Origin of the sequence: Staphylococcus sp. HMSC072E01, assembly GCF_001814125.1 — a bacterium.
Taxonomy (GTDB): Bacteria; Bacillota; Bacilli; order Staphylococcales; family Staphylococcaceae; genus Staphylococcus; species Staphylococcus hominis.
In genome coordinates this window covers 47,122-69,996 of the sequence record NZ_KV814987.1, presented here as the reverse complement: position 1 = coordinate 69,996, position 22,875 = coordinate 47,122, and the positions used below count along the sequence as shown (strand labels likewise).

The following is a 22,875-nucleotide window of genomic DNA, read 5'->3' as shown; positions in this document are numbered from 1 at the left end:
ATATAAAAAATCTGAGACGATAAATGATGTCTCAGATTTTTTTATAATTCAATGAGATATGGCTTACAATTTTCAATTACTTTAATTAATGCTTCTTCTTTATTTATATAGCCAAAGTAAACCATAATACAACGAATCACAACTTGATGTGCAATAATGACTATCGTGTAATCGTCTTGAATATGAATCGTTTCGAAAAACTGTTTCACTCTATAATAAACATCATTATAACTTTCCCCTTCAGGTGCTTTTTGAATAAAGCTATGTCGAAAATCTTTATAATTTGGATCATGAAAATAACGATAATACATATTGTTTTTCATAAGTTTATCCTTAAATTGACCTTCAAATAGACCCAATGAACGTTCACGTAATAATGATGTGACTGTAGTTGGGATATCGTAAGGGAAGATATATTGATATGTTTCTTTCGTTCTTGTTAAATCAGATACATACACATCATTGATTTTTATATTATAAAAATATAGCTTTAATTGTTTTGCGCTTTCAACGCCCTTTTCAGTTAAAGGAACGTCTAACTGACCACAATAATATGCTCGATTGTACTTATTATCGTAATTAGACTGTGATTCACCATGTCGAATAAGATATAAATTCATGTTTTACCTCCTATTTCAATTTATTATATTAAATAATAAATGAATGAAGTCTACTAATCATATAAATGATATATTTTTAAATAATATACATTTTTATGATTGTTATTATTTATATTGCATGATACTATTAATATGTAGTTATTTAATAACTACAAGTCTTTTATATTCATGAACATAATACTCCTGGATGACGCCTTAACCCGACGTCATCCTCTTTTTTTAGTTTAATAAATAAAAAAAGAGCACTACATAACGTAGTCCCCTTTAAAATGCTATACCTATTTTTTGATTGCTTTTAAAATTAAAGAAACAATAAAAATAAGAATAATTGCACCGATTAATGCTGGGAAGATTGGTACTCCGCCCCAAACAGGCCCCCAAGTACCTAACAATTTACTTCCGATGAATGAACCGATTAAACCAGCAATGATATTACCTAAGATACCACCAGGGATATCTTTACCCATGATCATGCCAGCAATCCAACCGATTAATCCACCAACGATTATCATAATAATAAAGCCCATAGTTAGATTACTCCTTATAGTTTTATTTTGTTTACTTCTTATTCATACCACCTATTTAAATTTTATAAACATCATTATTAAAATAATTTATTTTTTATAACAAAAACAACTAAATAATAACTCCCACATATTTTATTAGTATTTATTCAATTAATGATTAAAAATATAAGACTACTAAAAAATAGCAACTATTTTTATATAAAATACTTGCTAAACATTATGAACAACTTTAAAGGAACAAAACATATTCATGTTGAATATAATGTCTTGTTCCTTTGTTTTTATTCTTCGTTATTTGTACTTTGATAATTTGGTTGTGCTTGTTCATTACGATCTATTTGAGAAGTTGTGGGTTCTTCTTTAGTTTGTGTAGAAGCGTCTGTTGAAGTTGAATCATTGTTCTCGGATTGATTCGATGTCTGGACATCATTTTGAGTTTCAGATTGCGCACTATTTTGATTTTCTTCATTAGACGATGTATGTTGTGTTTCATTATTTTGTACATCATTGTTTCGTTGTCGGTTACTTTGTTCTAATTTACTTTCATTCATTTGTTTTCTTTTAGCTTTTTCTTCATCTGTCATATTATTATAATTATCAACAATACTACCTGTATGTTTATCTACAATGGCTACATAAGGTGTTCCAGTACCATATGCGTCACTTGCTGCATAATCTATATAATACATCTCGTCAGTACTTTTACTAGGATTGTAATTAAATTCATTTCTTAAACGATTTCCAAATCCTTGATTTTTATACCAATCATAGACAACATCCTCTGCTTGCTTCGGTGTAAGTTCTTTATTCGAAGAATCATTTGATTGATTGTCACTAGTTGAATGACTTTCATTCGTAGACGTTTCATTATTTTCATTGCTTCCGTTTTCAGATTGGTTTTGAGTATTCTGTTCGGATGACTGAAGACTCTTATTATCATTGGATTGAATATCTTTAGTTTGATTATAATTAGTATTTTCATCAATATTATTTTGCTGTGTGTCTGATGAATCTATAGTCTTATCATTATTAGTATTATTATTTTTATTTGAATTATTAGGCGTTTTATTTTTATGATCATTCTTCTCAGTTTTTTGCTTATCCTCTGAACTATCATTATTTCCGCCTGGTAAATGAATATTTAAATCACAAGCACCCAAAAATAAAGTAGATGCAACAATACCTGCTAATACATATTTTCCTCTCATTATCATCATAACTCCTTATGTATGTCTCTTTTAATGATAACATTTTATATTGCATCCATTAAAGATATTACGCAATACATTTTAAAATCAACTTAAGGTGTATAATCTATCCATTTTTTATTACTACGACATCAAAATAACCCCGCAAGCCTTGAGCTTACGGGGTTTACACTAATTATATATTAGTTTTCATCTTTAACATATGGTAATAAAGCCATATGACGAGCACGTTTAATAGCTGTAGTCAACATACGTTGATATTTAGCTGAAGTACCAGTTACACGACGTGGTAAAATTTTACCGCGTTCTGAGATAAAACGTTTTAATAATTCAGTGTCTTTATAGTCAATATGTGTAATACCATTTGCTGTGAAATAGCATACTTTTTTACGACGACGTCCGCCTCTTCTTGGTCCACCTGCCATGGTTAATTACCTCCTTTTATATTTTTAATCTCATTCTTTCGTTAGAATGGTAAGTCATCATCACTAATATCAATTGGGCCATTTGCATTTGCAAATGGGTTATCTGATTGATTATTGTTTGATGCACGATTGTTATTATTATTATAAGATGTATTTTGTCCTGATTGTGAACCACCAAATCCTTGGCCATAATCTTGGAAATCATTATTTCCTTGATGACGTTGTCCACCTTGTGCATTTTTAGGTTCAAGGAATTGAACACTATCCGCTACAACTTCAGTGACAAATATACGACGACCTTCTTGATTTTCATAACTGCGTGATTGTATGCGACCATCAACGCCAGCTAAACTACCTTTTGAAAGATAGTTATTTACGTTTTCTGCTTGTCTTCTAAATACAACAACGTTAATAAAGTCAGCTTCGCGTTCCCCTTGAGCATTCGTGAAAGTACGATTAACTGCTAGAGTAAATGTCGCTACACTTACGCCTGAGGGAGTACTTCTGTATTCTGGATCCTTAGTTAAACGACCTACTAATACAACTCGATTTATCATTTCAACGCCCCCATTTAATTATTACTTATCTTGGTCTTCACGGATAACGATATAACGGATAATATCGTCATTGATTTTAGCTAAACGTTGGAATTCGTCTGTAGCTCTGTTATTATCTGTTTTAATGCGTACGATGAAGTAGAAGCCTTCTTTGAAATCTTCAATTTCGTAAGCAAGACGGCGTTTACCCCAGTCTTTCTCTTCTAAAACTTCTGATCCTTCTGAAGCTAAGATACCGTTAAAGCGTTCAACAACTGCTTTTTTAGCATCTTCTTCAATGTTAGGACGTACGACATACATAATTTCATATGTTCTCATTTTATAATTGCACCTCCTTGTGGTCTATGCGGCCTATCGAATCCTATCCATAGGCAAGGAATAATTTTCATTACTCACAATCAAGAATTATAGCATAGGTGATTACTTTTTACAATAAATATTATTTGAAATATTTTGTCTGAAAGTGGATAAGATCTATCGTATTGGCCCTATAAATTTATATTCAAACTTTAAACATATCTTTTCAAAAAAGAACTGATATTCTATAATATCCTTGAGGTGTAACTATGCAATTAGATTTAGATTGGAATAAAGATTTTCAAGAGTTTCAAGAAATCTTAAATTGCGGTATCAATCCAGAGTGGCTATACTGTGCAAAAGCCAATATGATTCTTGAGCCAGCTTATACTGGAGAAGGTAAACAGTTTTTTAGCACCAAAGATATTGTTAAAGCAAGTAAAGTTATACCGTTTTTTTAAGATATAACCATAATGATATAACTAAAGCGCGACGTCTATAATAAATAGATGTCGCGCTTTTTTATATTCCTATACATTAAATCGGAAGTGAACAATATCTCCGTCTTGCATAATATAATCTTTACCTTCTAAACGTTGTTTACCTGCTTCTTTCGCACCTTGCTCACCACCATGCTCAACATAGTCGTCATAACTTGTTACTTCGGCACGAATGAAACCACGTTCGAAGTCTGTATGAATGATACCTGCACATTGTGGTGCCGTCATCCCTTGTCTAAATGTCCAAGCACGTACTTCTTGAACACCTGCTGTAAAGTAAGTAGATAATCCCAACAAATCATATGTTGTTCTGATAAGACGATCGAGGCCCGGTTCTTCAATACCTAAGTCTTCTAAAAACATTTCTTTATCTTCATCATCAAGTGTGGCAATTTCTTCCTCAATTTTTGCACTAATGACGATAACTTCAGAATCTTCTTTAGCTGCGTACTCACGAATGGTTTTCACTTTATCATTTTCATCGTCACCAATTTCATCTTCGCCAACGTTTGCAATATATAACATTTTTTTAGATGTTAATAATTGAGCTTGATTTACATATTTTTGATCTTCTTCATTAAAATCTAAACTACGAACTGGATTTCCTTCTTCTAACGCTTCTTTTATTCTAGATAAAATGCGGAACTCCATTTCTGCTGTTTTATCTTTTTGACGTGCCATTTTTTCAATTCGAGGCAAACGTTTCTCTACTGATTCTAAATCAGCTAAAACAAGTTCCATATTAATGACTTCAATATCATCTAATGGATTTACACGACCAGCGACGTGTGTCACATTTTCGTCATCGAAAGCACGTACTACCTGACAAATAGCGTCTACTTCACGAATATGTGATAAGAATTTGTTTCCTAAACCTTCACCTTTTGAAGCACCTTTAACAATACCTGCAATATCTGTGAATTCGAAAGTGGTAGGAATTGTTTTCTTAGGTTCTACCATTTCTGTTAATTTATTTAAACGTGTATCTGGTACTTCTACAATCCCAACATTCGGATCGATTGTAGCGAAAGGATAGTTCGCAGCGAGCGCACCTGCTTTTGTAATTGCATTAAATAGAGTAGATTTACCAACATTAGGCAAACCTACGATACCTGCTGTTAAAGCCATGAATCATTCTCCTAACTTTCTGTATCTTGATGAGATACTAATATTTTTTTTATTTTTTTATCAAACACTTGTCGTGGAATCATAATACTTCTTTGACAATTTTCACATTTAATTCGTATATCCGCACCCATGCGAATAATTTTAAATCGATTTGTTCCACAAGCATGTTGTTTTTTCATTTCTACTATATCATTTATACCATATTTTGGTGTCACAACATTACCCCCAACATTTATTAAGCGTTTTGTTTATCAGTATTTCTTAAGTACATGGGTTGTGGCAATTTAATACCTTCTTGTACAAACATTTTTTGGATTTCTTTGCGTAAAATTCTAGAACCTGAAGCACCTTCTCCAGGAATAGTTTCTGCTGATATTCTTATAATCACTTTTGTTTCATCTAACCCATCAATTCCTAAAACGACTGGATCAGTAATGAATAAGTAGTATTTACTGCGCATTGCTGCAAATAATTTATTTAATTTCTTTTCAACTTTATCTATATTTTCATCAACTGAGACTGGAATTTCTACAATTGACGTACCATTAGTAATAGAATAGTTAGTAATCTCACCCATACTACCATTTGGTAAAATAGTTAACTCCCCAGTGATGGTATTAATACGCGTTGATCTCAATCCTATAGATTTTACTGTTCCTTCAGCAACTGTAGTACCACCGCTATTAATTTTAACATAATCACCTACATCAAACTGATTTTCAAAAATAATGAAAAATCCAGTAATAATATCTTTGACTATAGTCTGGGCTCCAAAACCAACAGCGATACCTACAACACCGGCACTGGCGATAATCCCGTTTACGCTAATTCCGAATTTACTTAATACTGTTGTGAGTACGATAAACCACACAATGTATCTTACAACATTTTTGATAAGGGACACGAGCGTTTTAGAGCGTTTTTTATTTCCTCTATTACTTTTATTTTGAAATTTAAATGCTTCTTCTATCGCTTTATTAATAATTCCAATTACAATTAAGCCTACTAAAATATAAATAATAACCATTGCTAATTTAGTTGCTAAATTTGTATATACTTCGGGTTCTGTTAATGGTTGAAATAGCGATGTTAACACGTTCTTCAATTGATTCATAATAGCCCCCTCCTTTTCTATTTAGTCCACTTTAAATTTATATTCCAATTTATTTATTATACAAAATTTCTTCTAAAATTGTATCAGTCTTTTGATTTATCATTTTCTTTTTTATTTTATTAATAGGATACTATTCATTAAATTTATCTATAATACGTCTAAACTCAGCCTCGGATTTAAACTCAAACACAATTTTCCCAACATTTTTAGATACAGATATATCTATATGAGTTCCAAATTTTTCCTTAAGCGCACGTTCTTGTTTCTGTATGAATTTGGGTTTACTTGGAGTATTTAATTTTTCTTTTTTAGACTGCCCACCGTCTTGGATTTCAGAAACAACTTTTTCTAAATAACGGACACTCCACCCCTCTTTGATTGCTTGTTTACCTATACGTTTCATCGTATTTACATCTTTTAATGCAAGTAAAGTACGTCCATGGGCCCCTGACATGCGATTCTCTCTTACAAGCTTAGCAATATCAGAGGGTAAATTTAGTAATCTTAGCATATTAGCAATGTAAGGCCGTGATTTTCCTAACCTTTCAGCAACTTTTTGTTGTGTCAGACCAAGATCATTCATTAATCGTTGATAACTTTCAGCTTCTTCAATTGCATTTAAATCTTCTCTTTGTAAATTTTCTATAATGGCTAATTCCATCATGTCAGAATCAGAAAGGGATTTTACAATTGCAGGAACTTCCTCTAACCCAGCTAATTTAGAAGCTCGAAAACGTCGTTCTCCTACAACGATATAATATCCATTGATCGTTTTTCTTAAAACAATAGGTTGAAGTATACCATGAGTTGTTATAGACTCTGCTAAATCTTGAAGTTTCTCCTCATCAAATGTTTTTCTAGGTTGATAGGGATTAACTTTAATACTTGAAATTTTAATATATTGTACGTGTTCATCATTATTTAATTGAATACGTTGATCTTCAATGTTGTCCACTCATAGTCCTCCCTTATCTTTAAAGTCATTACTTAATTTTAAAAAAAGCATGTTATATCTACAAGTCTTATAAACTTTTTTAAGAAAAAATTTTACTAAGTAGAAAGTATATATATCAATCATTCAGACGCTTTCTGAATTTATTATTTAATCATAATTTTCAGAAAAGTTATTGACAAATGTAATTTATGTCTGTAAGCTATGAATTAACTTAAAAAAACACAAATTACACACGGTAATAAGGAAAGTAAAACTTACACTGCAGATACAGAGAGTCTTGTAAGCTGAGAAGAGACATTGAAAGAAAGTTTGAAAATGGCCTTTGAGTGTTGATACCAATATGAGGTATCAACGGGTTCGCCCGTTATAGCGATACAGTATTAACATTTATTGTTTAATGGCGTACTGGAATCACTGACGTCACTAAATTATCGTTAATACTCATTTATCTTCAAAAGTTAAATGAGTTTTTTATTACAGATATATCTGATCATTTACGATAATGTGTGCCACTTTTTCAAGTACTCCTAAAACATAATGGCGTACTGTTTGAGGTTACTTTAGCAATAAAGTAGTAAACAAAGGTGGTACCACGAAACGAGCTTTCGTCCTTTACATCCGATACATATCGGGTTTAAAGGACGGAAGCTTTTTTTATTTAGAAAATGATAGGAGGATTTGAAATGAAAGATACTCAATTAGCACAAATTTCATTAACAAAGGATTTGACTGGCGCAATTGCTAATCCCATTTACTTATCGACGGCATATCAACATCCTCACCTAGGTCAGTCTACAGGATATGATTACACACGAACGAAAAACCCAACCCGCTCTTCATTTGAAGAAGCATTTGCCAAATTAGAAGGGGGTACAGCTTCATTTGCAACTTCAAGTGGTATGGCAGCAGTTCAACTTATTTGTAACTTATTTAAACCTGGTGATGAAATTTTAGTAGCGTTTGATTTATATGGAGGAACATTTAGATTATTTGATTATTATGAACAACAATACGGTATTCATTTTAAATACGTTGATTTTTTAAATTATGAAGAAGTCGAAAACAGTATAAATAAACATACAAAAGCACTCTTTATCGAACCAATTTCGAATCCTCAAATGATTCAAATTGATGTAGAACCCTATTATGTTCTAAGTAAAAAACATCATCTATTAACAATCATTGATAACACGTTTTTAACTCCATACTTATCAACACCTTTAGAACAAGGTGCTGACATTGTTTTACACTCAGCTACAAAATATATAGGTGGTCATAATGATGTACTTGCAGGCGTAGTGACAGTTAAAGATGACACGCTTGCTGAACAATTAGGTCAATTTCACAATATGATTGGCGCCACATTGTCTCCACTTGATTGTTACTTGCTCCAAAGAGGTTTGAAAACACTACATCTCAGAATAGAACGATCTCAAGACAATGCACGTCGTCTCGCAAGACGTTGTGAAACATCCGATTCTATTGATGAAGTACTCTATAGTGGAAAAACAGGTATGTTAAGTTTACGTCTTAATAAGGCTTATAGCGTAGCTAAATTTTTAGAAAATTTAGAAATTTGTATTTTTGCAGAAAGTTTAGGAGGAACTGAAACCTTTATTACTTTCCCATATACACAAACACACGTCGACATGCCAGATGATGAAAAAGACAAACGAGGTATTGATGAACATTTAATTCGCTTATCCATTGGTATTGAAGATTATAAGGATATTGAAGCAGATATTATTCAAGCATTAGAAAATTCTAAAGTAGGAGTGATTTCATGAGCTTATCTAAAGAAACAGAAGTGATATTTGATGAACATAGAGGTGTAGATTACGATTCAGCAAACCCACCATTATATGATTCTTCAACTTTCCATCAAAAAGTACTTGGTGGTAACGCAAAATTTGATTATGCCAGAAGTGGTAATCCTAATCGTCAATTATTAGAAGAAAAATTAGCTAAACTTGAAGGCGGTCAATATGGATTTGCTTATGCTTCAGGTATTGCAGCAATATCAGCTGTTTTACTCACATTACAAGCTGAAGATCATGTCATTTTACCAGATGATGTGTATGGTGGAACATTTAGACTAACTGAACGTATTTTAAATCGTTTTAATATTAAATTTACGACGGTAAATGCGACTCATCCTGAAGAAATTGAACAGGCCATTCAACCTAATACAAAATTAATTTATATAGAAACACCATCAAATCCATGCTTTAAAATCACTGATATTAAAGCAGTTGCTCATATCGCTAAAAAACATGATTTACTTTTAGCAGTAGATAATACATTTATGACTCCATTAGGTCAATCTCCACTTGCACTTGGTGCTGATATAGTGGTTCATTCTGCAACAAAATTCTTAGGTGGACATAGTGATATTATTGCTGGCGCTGCTATTACAAATCGCAAAGACGTCGCTGAAGCACTTTACCTACTCCAAAATGGAACAGGAACTGCCTTATCTGCACATGATAGTTGGACTTTAGCCAAACATTTAAAAACATTACCTGTTCGTTTTAGACAATCTACATCGAATGCTGAAAAACTTGTAGACTTTTTAAGTCAAAGAGATGAAGTTGCTGAAGTATATTATCCGGGAAATAGTGATTTACATTTATCACAAGCTAAAAGTGGCGGTGCAGTCATTGGATTTCGTCTAAAAGATGAAACAAAAGCTCAAGCATTTGTAGATGCGCTAACTTTACCACTTGTATCGGTAAGTTTAGGAGGAGTAGAAACGATTCTCTCACATCCAGCCACAATGTCTCATGCAGCTGTTCCAGAAGAAGTGAGAAACGAACGTGACATTACATTTGGTCTATTCCGTCTAAGCGTAGGTCTTGAACAACCTGAAGAACTCATAGCTGATATTGACTACGCATTGAAGGAGGCATTTAATGAGTCGATTATTGAACCATTTGAAGAACAACGTTTTAGTAGCTGATGGCGCAATGGGAACAATCCTCTATTCCGAGGGCCTAGATACTTGTCCTGAAGCATACAATCTTACACATCCCAATAAAGTTGAACGTATTCATCGTTCATATATAGAAGCAGGAGCTGATGTCATTCAGACAAATACGTATGGCGCTAACTTTGAAAAATTAAAAGTATTTGGCTTAGAGCATAAAGTAAAAGAAATTCATAAAGCTGCTGTACAAATTGCAAAACGCGCAGCCAATAAAGAGACATTTATCTTAGGAACGGTGGGTGGCTTCAGAGGAATAAAACAAGAAGACTTATCGCTTTCTACTATTCAATATCATACAGACAATCAAATTGATACTTTAATTGAAGAAGGTGTAGATGGTTTACTATTTGAAACCTACTACGATTTAGATGAATTAACGAGTGTGATAACAGCAACACGTCAAAAGTACGATATTCCAATTATCGCACAACTGACCGCTTCCAATACGAATTATCTCGTTGACGGTACAGAAATTAACGAGGCGTTAAAACATCTCATTGAATGTGGCGCAAATGTGGTGGGCTTAAATTGTCACCATGGCCCACATCACATGCAACGCTCATTTTCACATATCGAACTACCAGAACATGCCTATCTCTCATGTTATCCTAATGCGAGTCTACTCGATATTGAAAATAGTGAATTTAAATATAGTAACAATGCTAAATATTTTGGTGATGTTGCACAAGAATTAATTAACGAAGGCGTTCGTTTAATTGGTGGTTGTTGTGGTACTACACCGGAACATATCTCTTACATTAAAGAATCTGTAAAACATTTAAAACCAATTAAAACTAAAAAAGTTATTCCAATTCATCGAACAATTAATACAAATGCAAAACGTACATTAAAACAAAATTTAACATCAAAAGTAAAACAAAGACCTACTGTGATTGTTGAATTAGACACTCCAAAACATCTCGATACAGAATTGTTCTTTGAGAATATAGGTAAGCTAGATGAAGCAAATATTGATGCAGTAACACTCGCAGATAACTCTCTCGCTACTGTAAGAGTCAGCAACATTGCTGCTGCAAGTTTAATCAAACAACGATATGAGATTGAACCTCTTGTTCATATCACATGTCGAGATCGTAATCTAATTGGTTTACAATCTCATCTACTTGGCCTTTCACTCATCGGTGTGAGTGAAATTTTAGCTATTACAGGAGACCCTTCAAAAGTAGGTCATCTACCAGGCGCAACAAATGTGTATGATGTTAACTCAAAAGGCCTAACAGAACTTGCACTACGATTTAATCAAGGTATTAATGTTGATGGTGATGCGCTGAAGAAACATACCAACTTTAACATCGCCGGAGCGTTCGATCCAAACGTTCGTAAATTAGACGGAGCAGTTAAACGTCTTGAGAAAAAAGTAGCGGCAGGTATGAGTTACTTTATTACCCAACCTGTATATAGTAAAGAAAAAATCAAAGAGGTATATGAAGCAACTAAACATCTTGATACCCCACTTTTTATCGGTATCATGCCTATTGCAAGCTACAATAACGCACTTTTCTTACATAACGAAGTGCCTGGAATTAAAATGTCTGAAAATGTATTAAATCAATTTAAAGCAGTAAAAGATGATAAAGAAAAAACAAAAGAATTAAGTTTGAGACTGTCTAAAGAATTAATCGATACGGTACATGAATACTTTAATGGTTTATATCTCATTACACCTTTCCAACGTATTGATTATTCATTAGAGCTCGCAGCATATTCTAAAGCAATTACCCAAAACAAGGAGGCAATATCATGACAACAATTAAAACTTCAAACTTAGGATTCCCAAGATTAGGTAGAAAAAGAGAATGGAAAAAAGCAATCGAAAGCTATTGGGCTAAAAAAATCGATAAAACTGAATTAGATCAAACATTAACAGACTTACATAAAGAAAATTTATTACTTCAAAAGAATTATAATTTAGACAGTGTACCTGTTGGTGATTTCTCATTATATGACCATATTCTTGATACATCATTACTTTTCAACATTATTCCTGAACGTTTCCAAGGACGTACAGTAGATGATGATTTATTGTTTGATATTGCACGTGGTAATAAAGAACATGTTGCAAGTGCATTAATCAAATGGTTTAACACAAACTATCACTATATTGTTCCTGAATGGGATAATGTTGAACCTAAGGTGAATCGCAATATATTATTAGACCGTTTTAACTATGCTAAATCAATTAATGTAAATGCACATCCTGTCATTGTTGGCCCAATCACTTTTGTGAAACTTTCTAAAGGCGGTAGTCAGTCTTTTGAAGAGAAAGTTCAAACATTACTTCCATTATATAAAGAAGTATTACAATCTTTAGTAGATGCAGGTGCTGAATACATTCAAGTCGATGAACCTGTTCTTGTAACAGATGAAAGTGAAAATTATGAAAATATTACTAAAGAGGCTTATGACTACTTTGCTGATGCTGGTCTAGGAGAAAAATTAGTCATACAAACCTATTTTGAACGCGTGAATGTCAAATTCTTAAGCCGTTTACCAGTGGCTGGTCTTGGTTTAGATTTTGTTCATGATCATGGTTATAACTTAGAACAAATTAAAGCAGGAGATTTCGATAAATCTAAAACATTATATGCTGGTATTATTGACGGACGTAATGTTTGGGCTGCAGATATTGAAGCGAAAAAAGAATTAATCGAAACTTTACAACCTTATGCTAAAGCAATTGTAATTCAACCATCATCTTCATTATTACACGTTCCGGTATCATTAGATGATGAAACATTAGATACATCAATTGAAGAAGGCTTAAGCTTTGCTACTGAAAAATTAGATGAGTTAGATGCATTACGTCGATTATTTAATAATAATGATAGTAAAAAATATGATGAGTTAAAAGCACGCTATGAACGATTCCAAAGTCAATCATTCAAAAACCTTGAATATGATTTTGATAGCGTACCAACCAGTCGTAAATCTGCTTTTAAAGACCGTAAAAAAGCACAAGACGCTCGTTTACATTTACCAGATTTACCAACAACAACGATCGGCTCATTCCCTCAAACAAGAGAAGTACGTAAATACCGTGCAGACTGGAAAAATAATCGAATTTCAGACGAAGAATATAACAACTTCTTAGAAAATGAAATCGCACGTTGGATTAAAATCCAAGAAGAGATTGGCTTAGATGTACTTGTACACGGTGAATTCGAACGTAATGACATGGTTGAATTCTTCGGTGAAAAACTTCAAGGTTTCTTAGTCACAAAATTTGGATGGGTTCAATCTTATGGTTCACGTGCTGTAAAACCACCAGTTATTTATGGAGATGTAAAATGGACTGCACCTTTAACAGTTAAAGAAACTGTTTATGCACAAAGCTTAACTGATAAACCTGTGAAAGGTATGTTAACTGGTCCAGTCACTATCTTAAACTGGTCATTCGAACGTGTAGACGTTCCTCGTAAAGTCGTTCAAGATCAAATTGCCTTAGCTATTGACGAAGAAGTATTAGCACTTGAAGAAGCAGGTATTAGAGTCATTCAAGTAGATGAACCAGCATTACGTGAAGGCTTACCATTACGTTCTGAATACCATGAACAATACCTTGCTGATGCGGTAAATTCATTTAAACTTGCAACCTCTTCAGTCCAAGATGAAACACAAATTCATACGCATATGTGTTATTCTCAATTTGGTCAAATTATCCATGCAATTCATGACTTAGATGCAGATGTTATTTCAATTGAAACATCACGTAGCCATGGTGATTTAATCAAAGACTTTGAAGATATTAACTATGATTTAGGTATTGGATTAGGTGTATATGATATTCATAGTCCACGTATTCCTACTGAAGAAGAAATTGCAACAGCAATTGATCGTTCTTTACAACAAATCGACCGTTCTTTATTCTGGGTTAACCCTGACTGTGGTCTAAAAACACGTAAAGAAGACGAAGTGAAAGATGCCTTAACAGTACTTGTAAATACTGTTCGTAAAAAACGTGAAGAAAAAAATAAACCTGTCGCATAAGATACAGATAAACATGTGAGGGAGAAATTGAGTTTTCTCCCTATTTTATTCTTATATTAAACTTTCGAGGTGAAATATATGACAAATTATCCATTGTGGGACCAATTACAACAATTAAAAACAGCAGAGTGGGTAGATTTAACCCATACTTTCGATCCAGACATTCCACGATTTAGTGAATTTGAAAAAGGCCAAGTATCCACATTATTTACAGTCAAAGAACATGGCTTTTATGTACAACGTTGGAATATCGTTACACAATACGGCACACACATTGACGCACCGATACATTTTGTAGAGAATAAACGTTATCTTGAGGATCTTGATTTAAAAGAATTAGTCTTACCACTTATCGTGTTAGATTATTCAAAAGAAGTAAAAAATAATGATGACTTTATCGTGACACGCCAACATTTAGAACAGTGGGAAGCGGAGAATGGGCGCATTGAAGAAGGTACCTTTGTTGCTTTACGTACAGATTGGTCAAAACGTTGGCCAGATATTGAACAATTCGAAAATCGAGATACTGATGGTAACCAACATTTACCAGGTTGGGGACTAGATGCTTTAAAATTCTTAATTGAAGAACGCGGTGTAAAATCGATTGGTCATGAAACATTCGATACAGATGCGTCAGTAGATACAGCTAAAAATGGCGATATTGTTGGAGAACGTTATATACTTGGACAAGATACCTTCCAACTTGAACTCTTAACAAACCTAGACCAATTGCCTACGCGCGGCGCAGTCATTTATGCAATTAGTCCCAAACCAAAAGATGCACCAGGTTTCCCAGTCCGTGCATTTGCTATCAAACCATCTTAAATATAAGTGATATGTTGATAATGAGCGATCAAATTTATCACTTTCCTATATAATATATATCATCCTGATACTAAAGTACTTGAGCAAGACAAAGTATCAGGATGTGTTGTTATTTATATTCATTTTCATATTCTTCTCTCAACAAACTATACACATAACTATCTGAGAATTTCCCTTGTACACGTTCATCACTTCTCAATATACCTTCTTGTGTGAATCCACGAATACCATACATAATTATCATCATTGCTTAATTTTGTTGAGTTAAATCTAAAGTTAAAAATCCAACATGAAAAATAATCCATATTATAAATGCTAAAGTCATCAGTCGACGTGGACTAAATACTTCTGCTAGTACTCCAGACATCCATGAAGCCAGTGCTACTATTAATCCATATATAGCTATAACTCTACCTGCTTGTGAATCACTATATCCAAGCCCGACAATATACTTAGACAAAAATGCTTGTTCAAATCTATCCCCTGTTATAAATATAGCTACCGCTACATAACCCCAAATTAATACCATAGGTAAGCCTAAAAATTGTCGATTTTGTTTAATTAAATCGTTAGTCACAATAATTCACTTTCTCCCTTTGCTTATTTGTGATTTCTTTAAAGTTGTTCGTTAGCAAGACGTTCTATAGGAAGACCTTTTTTAAAACGTTCAATATAACGATTAAAGCTTTCTATTTCTTTTTCATTTGGTTCAATTTTGATGGACTCAGTATCTTTAAAAGCAATTTCATTAAGATAACTAGATAAATTTACATCGTTTTCTGCTACAAGATACCTAGCTAAAACAGCAATCCCCCATGCTCCACCTTCACCAGCTGTTTGCATAACACTAACAGGACTTTGCATTGCTGCTGCTAAAAATGTTTGAGCAACTTTTTTGGTTTTGAATATACCTCCGTGCCCATATATTGAATGAATTTCAATATCTTCATTTTCTTTTAATAAATCAATACCAATTTTTAATGTACTAAATGCACTATATATATGAGTCTTCATTACATTAGCTAAATTGAATGAACTATCTATCGATCGTACTAACATAGGGTAACCCTGTTGAACCTCTGTAATAAATTCTCCAGATATATATCCATATGAAAGTAATTTCCCAAGTTTATCATCACCATTTAAAGCGTTTTCGAATAATTTTGTAAAAAGCTCACTTTTTTCATATTTGACACCCATTACTTCTAATACTTCTCCAAATAAATCAACCCATGCATTAATATCAGATGTGCAATTATTCGCATGTATCATGGCTACTTCATAGCCATCTGGTGTTGTGACAATATCCACTTCTGGATAAATATTTTTCAAAGATTTGTCTAATACAATCATTGAAAAGATACTTGTTCCTGCAGATATATTACCAGTCTTTGGTGCTACGCTATTTGTAGCTACCATCCCAGTTGCAGCATCAGCTTCTGGAGCACACATAGGACAGCCTGCTTCTAATTGACCATTTGGATCAATAAGTTTTGCTCCTGTTTCTGTTAAATAACCTGCATTTTCACCTGCTACCACAACTTTTGGTAATACTTCTAAAATATCTTGATGATATCCCATTTCAGAAAAAAGCTGATTAAATTTTTTAGCAATATCTTTTCGATACTCTTTAGTTTCTACATCAACGGGAAACATGCCTGAGGCATCGCCTATACCTAATACTTTTTCATCTGTTAAGTACCAATGAATATAACCAGCAAGTGTTGTCATGTAATCTACTTTAGCAACATGAGACTCATTATTTATAGCTGATTGATATAATTGAGCTATGCTCCATCTTTCTGGAATATTTACTTGAAATGATTCTCTTAAAATCTTAGCCGCCTGATTAGCATTGTTATTACGCCAAGTTCGAAATGGAACAAGCAAATCTTCTTGTTGATCAAATACTAAATAACCATGCATCATCCCACTAATGCCTAATGATTTAATTTTTTTAACTGTAGCCCCATATTGTTCCTTTATGACTTTAGTCATTTCACTATAGCTTTTTTGTAGACCTGTCCATGCATCATTCATAGAATATGTCCAGTATCCATCTTGATATGTATTTTCCCATTCAAATGTTCCTGTAGCTAACGTATTACAGTTATCATCAACTGCTACTGTTTTAATTCTAGTTGAGCCAAACTCAATACCAATAGTTAAATTACCTTCTTCAATAAATTTTTTTATTGTGGAATTATTCATTTTATACAACTCCTATAAAAATCATTGAAAGCGCTTACTTTTTAATGTTATCAAAACTTTATATAGCAAACAAGCAATTTTTAAATATAATATTTTATTAATTTTAATATTTATAAATACATAGTAGAAAAAACTAATAAAATAAATTAATATTATATTACATAATAAAAATTTAAAAGAATGGGGTTAGTTAATTGAAAAAATTTTTAATAAGATTTGTCGTTGTTTTATTTGTTGCCGCATTGGGTTTTGCAGGTGGATTTAGTTACAATCATTTTAAAGATTTAAAATCTAAAGAAGCGGATGTTAAAAAAGAAGTTAAGCATGAAAATAAAAACACAAATAAAATTAATAAAGACAAAGCTTCAAATAATGAAAATCAGAAACAAGTTGATAATCATTCAGCTAAAACTACACAACAAGATAATAATCAAACTGAAATAAATAATAATGATTATGCAAATCAACTTAAAAAAGCTTTTAATGTTGATGATAATGAAGCTCAACGTTTAGCAAATGAAATTAATAAAGCTGACATAGATAAAGATGGCGTGGTTACAACGAAAGAAATGACCCCTGCTTTACAAAAATTTGCAGAAGAAGGTAAATTTCAACCTGCTGGTGGTGGTGCATCGAGTGAAGACGTAAATACTTCAGAGTATAATGAAGAAGATGAGCAACCTAAATATACAGCAGAAGATGCTAAACACATGACTGATGAGGAATTCTTAGAAGCTTATAAAGAAGGTATGTCAGAAGACGAGGCAGCTGCTATTGATGAAAAAGCTGCGGGTTCTGATGATTATATTGGATTTTTAAGAGGACAAGTAGAGGCTGATGCAAATGGGTATGGTGGCACATATTAAATCAAATATTAACAAAAGATCATCTTTACTTATTGAAAGTTAAATATGACCCTTTTATTTGGTACAATCAAATGAAAATTTCTATTTTATTGCTTCGAATAAAGAAGCCAATAATAGTTATTTATTACTTATTCTAATTTAATCTAAGTTGCTAAACCAATAATTTCATTTATAGTCTAAAATACTTATTTTAACATTTCTAATCACATCTCGCGAAGTCACAAAATTATTATTAATATATCTTTGCTTATTAACCGATAGAATAATTGACTGGCCTGCATAATAGTCATTTTTACTCACTCTAAGGACGCGTGTAAATGCTTCACCGTTTTGTATTTTCTTAATCAAAGTTGCTCTGTTCACAAAAATGGATTGGCTAATATTTATAGCTTTTTGTCTTTTATATTAAATTCATATAATCTTTATCCATGTATTTTAAGATCATCTTATTTTTCTTAATAACATATTTAATCGCATTATACGTTCTAGCCATCTTTTTTTATCTTTTCTATCACCATATTATAGTAGAATTTTTTTACATATTATATGTTATCTATAAATACTAATACAATTACTATAGTCACTTAAATTCTATTATGTATTTTTAATGCATAAAAAGAGGATAAAGATCTCTATATGTCTTTATCCTCTAACCTTTATTTAATCGTTTTTTAATTGTTCTTTGACTTCTGCGATAGTTTCATCCATCGTCATATTCGATTTAAGTGCCACACTCGCGATAAAACTACCTTCTACGACGGGCGCCTCCATTTTTTCAATACGATGAGAGCCTTCATACATTTCGATTGCCATATCAAGGTTCATCCCAGCAGACCCTATATCATAAAAACATATTGCATCATCATCTAATTCATTTATGACTGAAAGAATACGATCGAAAGATGTGCCAATCCCTTTATCATCTAAGCCACCAACATCAATAATATTGACGTCATTATCTGTCATTTGTAAATTTAAATCTTTGACACCTTCAGCAATTTTATAACTGTGACTCACAATTACTATTGAAGTCATTCTACCTCTCCTCCTATCATCGCATTTAAAATGTAAACACTACTTTGAGCACCTGGATCGATATAACCTTTTGAATCTTCTTTAAAATATGATGCTCGTCCTTTCGTAGCTATCATGTTTTTAGTTTCATCAGCATATGATTGTAATGTGTTAAAATCAATGTTTTCATCATTATCTAATGCTTCTCTTGTACGTTCAATTACGTCATACATCGTTTTTTCATTTAATTCTACTTTTCCACGTTGTTTAACGGCTTCTGAAAAAGCAGCAATCATCTCTTTTAAATTTTCTTTGTCAATATCATCTTTAACGACATTTGCCATTTTAACAAAGCTAAAACCGTATAAAGGACCTGAGGCACCGCCCACTTTAGACATTAATGTCATTCCTGTTGATTTAAATAATGACTTCATATCTGTGTCATCTAGACTTTGTTCTAACGCTTCAAATCCTCTGACCATATTTACTCCATGGTCGCCATCACCAATGGCACGATCTAAATCAGTTAATTCACTTTCTTTTTCTTTAAAAGTTTCAACTAAACTAAGTAGTCTTGTTTTCATGTCTTGTACATTCATTGAAAAGTCACCTCATTATCTCTATTTTATTTAAAAATAACGACTTGTTGTTGGAGCTAGAAGACCTTTTTCTATGTCTTCACTATAAGGAACCACTGTAATGGAGAAACCTTGCATATCAAGTGATGTCATATAATCACCAACAAACCATTGTTTAGCAACTATGTCATGTTCTTGGAATTGTTGATTTAAATACTTCGCCACAATACTTAATTCAGATAAAGGCGTGCCTCCCATACCATTTACCATAACAATTAATGATTGATCTTTCACTTCTTTTAACAACTCATCTAGTAAACGCTCAATAATAACATCAACCGATTGAATCGCTTCACGGTGTAACCCTTTTTCACCATGAATGCCGATACCTATTTCCATTTCATTATCATCAATATCGAAACTATATTTCCCAGTTGTTGGCACCATTGGTGAAGTAAGCGCCATCCCAATACTTTTAATTTTAGGAATAAACGCTTCAATTTTGTTTTTAATATCTTTTAAAGATAGGCCTTGGTCCGCTAAATAACCTGCATATTTATGAACGAATACCGTACCAGCCACGCCACGACGTTTTTCTACATCTGAAACAGCAATATCATCATTCACAATGACACGTTCAACTTTAATATCTTCCATTTGTGCCATTTCTTGAGCCATCTCAAAGTTCATAACGTCTCCAGCATAATTTTTAACGATTAATAATACACCGTCGCCTGTATCGACTGCTTTAATAGCATCTAAAATTTTATCTGGAGTCGGAGATGTAAAAACTTCACCACATACTGCCGCATCAAGCATACCATTAGCTACATAACCCGCATGTGCTGGTTCATGACCACTACCACCGCCTGATACCAAGGCAACTCCTGAATTTTTTTTATTTTTTTTAACAACAACTGTTTCTGAAATAATTTCAATATTATCATTCGTTAAAGCGATACCCTCTAACATGTCTGTTAAAATATTATTTTTTTCTTTAATTAATTTTTTCATCAAAAAGCGACTCCTTTTGGCATATTCAAAGTAAGTTTATCTAAGATTAAATATCAACATCATTTTCTTTATTTAAACTTGGAATTTCCATATTAGTAAATATAAAAATACTCTTTCAAAAAAGGATAAAGACATAAGTTTTATCTTTATCCTTCTAATTACTTATCTATTCTTAGTTATCTTCTTTACGAAAATTAACCTTTGGAATTCAACGTACTTTTAGATAATTCACTTACTGTTAAAATAGCGTCTGCAATGTCATCTGCATTTAACTTATCACTTAAATTTGCAAAAGTATCATTTGGTTCTAAAGCACGCTCACCTACGCGAACCAAATCTTCATAACTTTTATCGGCAATGTGGAGTTCTTCTAAAGTCGTTGGCATATGAATACTACTTAAAAATTGTTGGTATTTTACAAATTTTTCTGTTGGCGCATTTTCCAATACTAATTGGACTAAAATACCATAGGCCACTTTTTCACCATGCGTTAAATGATGAATATCGCCTTCAAGTGCTGTAAAACCATTATGAATTGCATGAGCAGCTGCAAGTCCTCCATTTTCAAATCCTAAACCTGAAAGTAATGTATTCGCTTCAATCACTGCTTCAACTTGCGGAGATACAATATGATTTTTAATTGCTTCATATGCACTATGTCCATATTCAAAAATTACTTCTTCACATTTCTGCGCAATCGCTAAGCTAGCTAATGATGGTTTTCCACTAAACATATTTTTTCCTTGTCTACGTAACGTAGATTCTACCTCAACTAAAGTAGCTAATCCATCACTCATCCCTGAAGCAAATAAACGTACAGGCGCTTGCGCAACAATTTGTGAATCCACCATTACTGTATCAGGATTCTTAGGGTAAAATTCATAACCACTAAATACACCATTATCATCATAAATAACAGATACGGCTGCCGTAGGTGCATCCATTGATGCAGTAGAAGCGAAATCGATAACACTTGCATTTAAAGCATTGGCTACTGCTTTACCTGTATCAAGTGCCTTTCCACCACCTAAACCAATGACTACATCTATGCCTTTTGTCTTAGCTTCATCAACGATACGATTAATTTCATTTTCTGAAGATTCGCCTTTAAATGTTTCGTAATCATAATTAACTTCTGAATTATTTGAAAAACTTTGATCAATTTGATCTTTAGTTATATTCCAAACAACTTCATCTGAGATTATTAATGCATGTGAACCTAAACGTTGTGTTTCATCTGCGATAGATTCGATAACTCCTTTTCCTTGTACATATCTTCCTGGAGATTGATAAATAATTTTTGCCATAGAGCTTTCCCTCCATAATAAATATTTATACTACATCATTTAATAACTCTTCAGTAAATTACGCTCACAAATATATGATATAGAAAATACATATTAGCGTATTTACCATTACAATACGAAAAATAAGAATCAAGAGAAAGATTAAGTTGCTTAAAAAATTGATTTCTCTCTACACTTCCATTATTAATCTATTAAATATAATTGTCCACATATTAGCTAAAACTTCATTAAATTATCACTTTAAAACTTAAATATTGTAATATTATAATTTATAACCTATAATTGACTCTATCTTTACAATAGGTTTTATTGTGTTATCCTATGCTTGTATTATTCTTAATCTAACATAAAAATTTTAACCACTTTCAATTTATTCTGGAGCGTAAATTGAAAGTGGTTTTTTTAATTTATTATATATAGGTTTACTAAACAATAAGCTTAAAATAGAAAGAGATGATTCTATTCTCTATTATATTCGGAATGAATCTATAAGTGGATATCATACGTTTATTGATTACTTAAAAAATAATTATAAAATCGTCTTGAAGATAAATTTGAATGTGTATTTACAATAGAATTAATCATCATATTCTTCCCGGAGCAAACTATACACATAACTATCTGAGAATTCCCCTTGTAAACGTTCATCACTTCTCAATATACCTTCTTGTGTGAATCCAAGTCTTATTGGTATAGCTCGACTTTTCTTATTTTTAGTAGACATTCGTATTTCGA

At 32.4% G+C, this 22,875-nt stretch carries 23 protein-coding genes, 2 pseudogenes and 1 other annotated feature; of the genes and pseudogenes, 7 read left to right on the top strand and 18 right to left on the bottom strand.

The features are described from left to right. Nucleotides 1-41: 41 nt before the first annotated feature. From HMPREF2953_RS08310 to rpsF, 6 genes are all read right to left on the bottom strand, one after another. Entirely contained in the window at nt 42-620 is a 579-nt protein-coding gene (locus tag HMPREF2953_RS08310; RefSeq protein WP_070672819.1) for a histidine phosphatase family protein, read from the bottom strand. A 278-nt stretch (nt 621-898) separates the two neighbouring features. Then, nucleotides 899-1,147, bottom strand: coding sequence for a GlsB/YeaQ/YmgE family stress response membrane protein (locus tag HMPREF2953_RS08305; RefSeq protein WP_002447983.1), 249 nt, complete (start codon nt 1,145-1,147; stop codon nt 899-901). Between the two features lie 281 nt (nt 1,148-1,428). Next, entirely contained in the window at nt 1,429-2,355 is a 927-nt protein-coding gene (locus HMPREF2953_RS08300) for a hypothetical protein (RefSeq protein WP_070672815.1), read from the bottom strand. 182 nt (nt 2,356-2,537) lie between these two features. Further along, nucleotides 2,538-2,780 carry a 30S ribosomal protein S18 gene (gene rpsR, locus HMPREF2953_RS08295; protein WP_002447994.1) on the bottom strand — a complete coding sequence of 81 codons (243 nt, stop codon included), beginning with the start codon at nt 2,778-2,780 and terminating at the stop codon, nt 2,538-2,540. A gap of 41 nt (nt 2,781-2,821) precedes the next feature. Further along, nucleotides 2,822-3,337: a single-stranded DNA-binding protein gene (gene ssb, locus HMPREF2953_RS08290; protein WP_002447969.1), complete on the bottom strand. Its 516-nt coding sequence runs from the start codon at nt 3,335-3,337 to the stop codon at nt 2,822-2,824. Nucleotides 3,338-3,358: 21 nt separating this feature from the next. Then, a complete protein-coding gene (gene rpsF, locus HMPREF2953_RS08285; RefSeq protein WP_002447961.1) occupies nt 3,359-3,655 on the bottom strand; it encodes a 30S ribosomal protein S6 in 297 nt (98 codons plus the stop codon). A 248-nt stretch (nt 3,656-3,903) separates the two neighbouring features. Here rpsF and HMPREF2953_RS08280 point away from each other — a divergent pair, with 248 nt between their 5' ends. Continuing rightward, nucleotides 3,904-4,095, top strand: coding sequence for a hypothetical protein (locus HMPREF2953_RS08280; protein WP_049335850.1), 192 nt, complete (start codon nt 3,904-3,906; stop codon nt 4,093-4,095). A 69-nt stretch (nt 4,096-4,164) separates the two neighbouring features. On the opposite strand, the gene ychF is transcribed toward HMPREF2953_RS08280, so the two are convergent. The 4 genes from ychF to HMPREF2953_RS08260 all read right to left on the bottom strand — a co-directional run bounded on the left by ychF (nt 4,165) and on the right by HMPREF2953_RS08260 (nt 7,331). Then, nucleotides 4,165-5,262: a redox-regulated ATPase YchF gene (gene ychF, locus HMPREF2953_RS08275; RefSeq protein WP_019834710.1), complete on the bottom strand. Its 1,098-nt coding sequence runs from the start codon at nt 5,260-5,262 to the stop codon at nt 4,165-4,167. Nucleotides 5,263-5,273: 11 nt separating this feature from the next. Further along, nucleotides 5,274-5,477 carry a DUF951 domain-containing protein gene (locus HMPREF2953_RS08270; protein WP_002448008.1) on the bottom strand — a complete coding sequence of 68 codons (204 nt, stop codon included), beginning with the start codon at nt 5,475-5,477 and terminating at the stop codon, nt 5,274-5,276. A gap of 20 nt (nt 5,478-5,497) precedes the next feature. Continuing rightward, the gene (locus HMPREF2953_RS08265) at nt 5,498-6,376 is read right to left on the bottom strand and encodes a mechanosensitive ion channel family protein (RefSeq protein WP_002454534.1); all 879 of its coding nucleotides are present in this window, start codon (nt 6,374-6,376) and stop codon (nt 5,498-5,500) included. A gap of 130 nt (nt 6,377-6,506) precedes the next feature. Continuing rightward, a complete protein-coding gene (locus HMPREF2953_RS08260) occupies nt 6,507-7,331 on the bottom strand; it encodes a ParB/RepB/Spo0J family partition protein (RefSeq protein WP_070672812.1) in 825 nt (274 codons plus the stop codon). Between the two features lie 226 nt (nt 7,332-7,557). Continuing rightward, nucleotides 7,558-7,947: a binding site (T-box leader), on the top strand. Between the two features lie 67 nt (nt 7,948-8,014). Here HMPREF2953_RS08260 and HMPREF2953_RS08255 point away from each other — a divergent pair. The 5 genes from HMPREF2953_RS08255 to HMPREF2953_RS08235 all read left to right on the top strand — a co-directional run bounded on the left by HMPREF2953_RS08255 (nt 8,015) and on the right by HMPREF2953_RS08235 (nt 15,150). Beyond that, a complete protein-coding gene (locus HMPREF2953_RS08255) occupies nt 8,015-9,118 on the top strand; it encodes a PLP-dependent transferase (RefSeq protein WP_049335843.1) in 1,104 nt (367 codons plus the stop codon). Continuing rightward, nucleotides 9,115-10,290, top strand: coding sequence for a cystathionine beta-lyase MetC (gene metC / locus HMPREF2953_RS08250; RefSeq protein WP_070672808.1), 1,176 nt, complete (start codon nt 9,115-9,117; stop codon nt 10,288-10,290). The genes HMPREF2953_RS08255 and metC overlap by 4 nt, the downstream gene beginning before the upstream one ends. Beyond that, a complete protein-coding gene (locus HMPREF2953_RS08245) occupies nt 10,244-12,082 on the top strand; it encodes a bifunctional homocysteine S-methyltransferase/methylenetetrahydrofolate reductase (protein WP_070672805.1) in 1,839 nt (612 codons plus the stop codon). Before metC ends, HMPREF2953_RS08245 begins: the two co-directional genes overlap by 47 nt. Next, nucleotides 12,079-14,325, top strand: coding sequence for a 5-methyltetrahydropteroyltriglutamate--homocysteine S-methyltransferase (gene metE, locus HMPREF2953_RS08240; RefSeq protein ID WP_002454539.1), 2,247 nt, complete (start codon nt 12,079-12,081; stop codon nt 14,323-14,325). The genes HMPREF2953_RS08245 and metE overlap by 4 nt, the downstream gene beginning before the upstream one ends. Before the next feature lie 78 nt (nt 14,326-14,403). Further along, on the top strand, nt 14,404-15,150 hold the full coding sequence (locus HMPREF2953_RS08235) for a cyclase family protein (protein ID WP_002488092.1): 747 nt from the start codon (nt 14,404-14,406) through the stop codon (nt 15,148-15,150). A gap of 109 nt (nt 15,151-15,259) precedes the next feature. Here HMPREF2953_RS08235 and HMPREF2953_RS11345 read toward each other — a convergent pair. The 3 genes and pseudogenes from HMPREF2953_RS11345 to HMPREF2953_RS08225 form a co-directional block, all read right to left on the bottom strand. Continuing rightward, nucleotides 15,260-15,370: pseudogene (locus tag HMPREF2953_RS11345) on the bottom strand (GNAT family N-acetyltransferase); the annotation flags it as partial. Between the two features lie 33 nt (nt 15,371-15,403). After that, nucleotides 15,404-15,679 (bottom strand): annotated as a pseudogene (locus HMPREF2953_RS08230) (MFS transporter); the annotation flags it as partial. An 86-nt stretch (nt 15,680-15,765) separates the two neighbouring features. Further along, complete coding sequence (locus HMPREF2953_RS08225; RefSeq protein WP_049335837.1) at nt 15,766-17,361, bottom strand: xylulokinase; 1,596 nt, start codon at nt 17,359-17,361, stop codon at nt 15,766-15,768. A 194-nt stretch (nt 17,362-17,555) separates the two neighbouring features. Between HMPREF2953_RS08225 and HMPREF2953_RS08220 the strand changes: the two genes are divergently transcribed. Next, nucleotides 17,556-18,227 carry a hypothetical protein gene (locus HMPREF2953_RS08220; protein WP_070672802.1) on the top strand — a complete coding sequence of 224 codons (672 nt, stop codon included), beginning with the start codon at nt 17,556-17,558 and terminating at the stop codon, nt 18,225-18,227. Between the two features lie 660 nt (nt 18,228-18,887). Here HMPREF2953_RS08220 and dhaM read toward each other — a convergent pair. The 5 genes from dhaM to HMPREF2953_RS11685 form a co-directional block, all read right to left on the bottom strand. Next, on the bottom strand, nt 18,888-19,262 hold the full coding sequence (gene dhaM / locus HMPREF2953_RS08215) for a dihydroxyacetone kinase phosphoryl donor subunit DhaM (protein ID WP_017175659.1): 375 nt from the start codon (nt 19,260-19,262) through the stop codon (nt 18,888-18,890). Beyond that, nucleotides 19,259-19,840 carry a dihydroxyacetone kinase subunit DhaL gene (gene dhaL, locus HMPREF2953_RS08210; RefSeq protein ID WP_070672798.1) on the bottom strand — a complete coding sequence of 194 codons (582 nt, stop codon included), beginning with the start codon at nt 19,838-19,840 and terminating at the stop codon, nt 19,259-19,261. Before dhaL ends, dhaM begins: the two co-directional genes overlap by 4 nt. Nucleotides 19,841-19,870: 30 nt before the next feature. Then, nucleotides 19,871-20,833: a dihydroxyacetone kinase subunit DhaK gene (gene dhaK, locus HMPREF2953_RS08205; protein WP_070672795.1), complete on the bottom strand. Its 963-nt coding sequence runs from the start codon at nt 20,831-20,833 to the stop codon at nt 19,871-19,873. A gap of 194 nt (nt 20,834-21,027) precedes the next feature. Further along, entirely contained in the window at nt 21,028-22,140 is a 1,113-nt protein-coding gene (locus HMPREF2953_RS08200) for a glycerol dehydrogenase (protein WP_017175656.1), read from the bottom strand. A gap of 577 nt (nt 22,141-22,717) precedes the next feature. Next, on the bottom strand, nt 22,718-22,875 hold a 158-nt coding region (locus HMPREF2953_RS11685; RefSeq protein WP_256263329.1), incomplete at its 5' end, for a GNAT family N-acetyltransferase.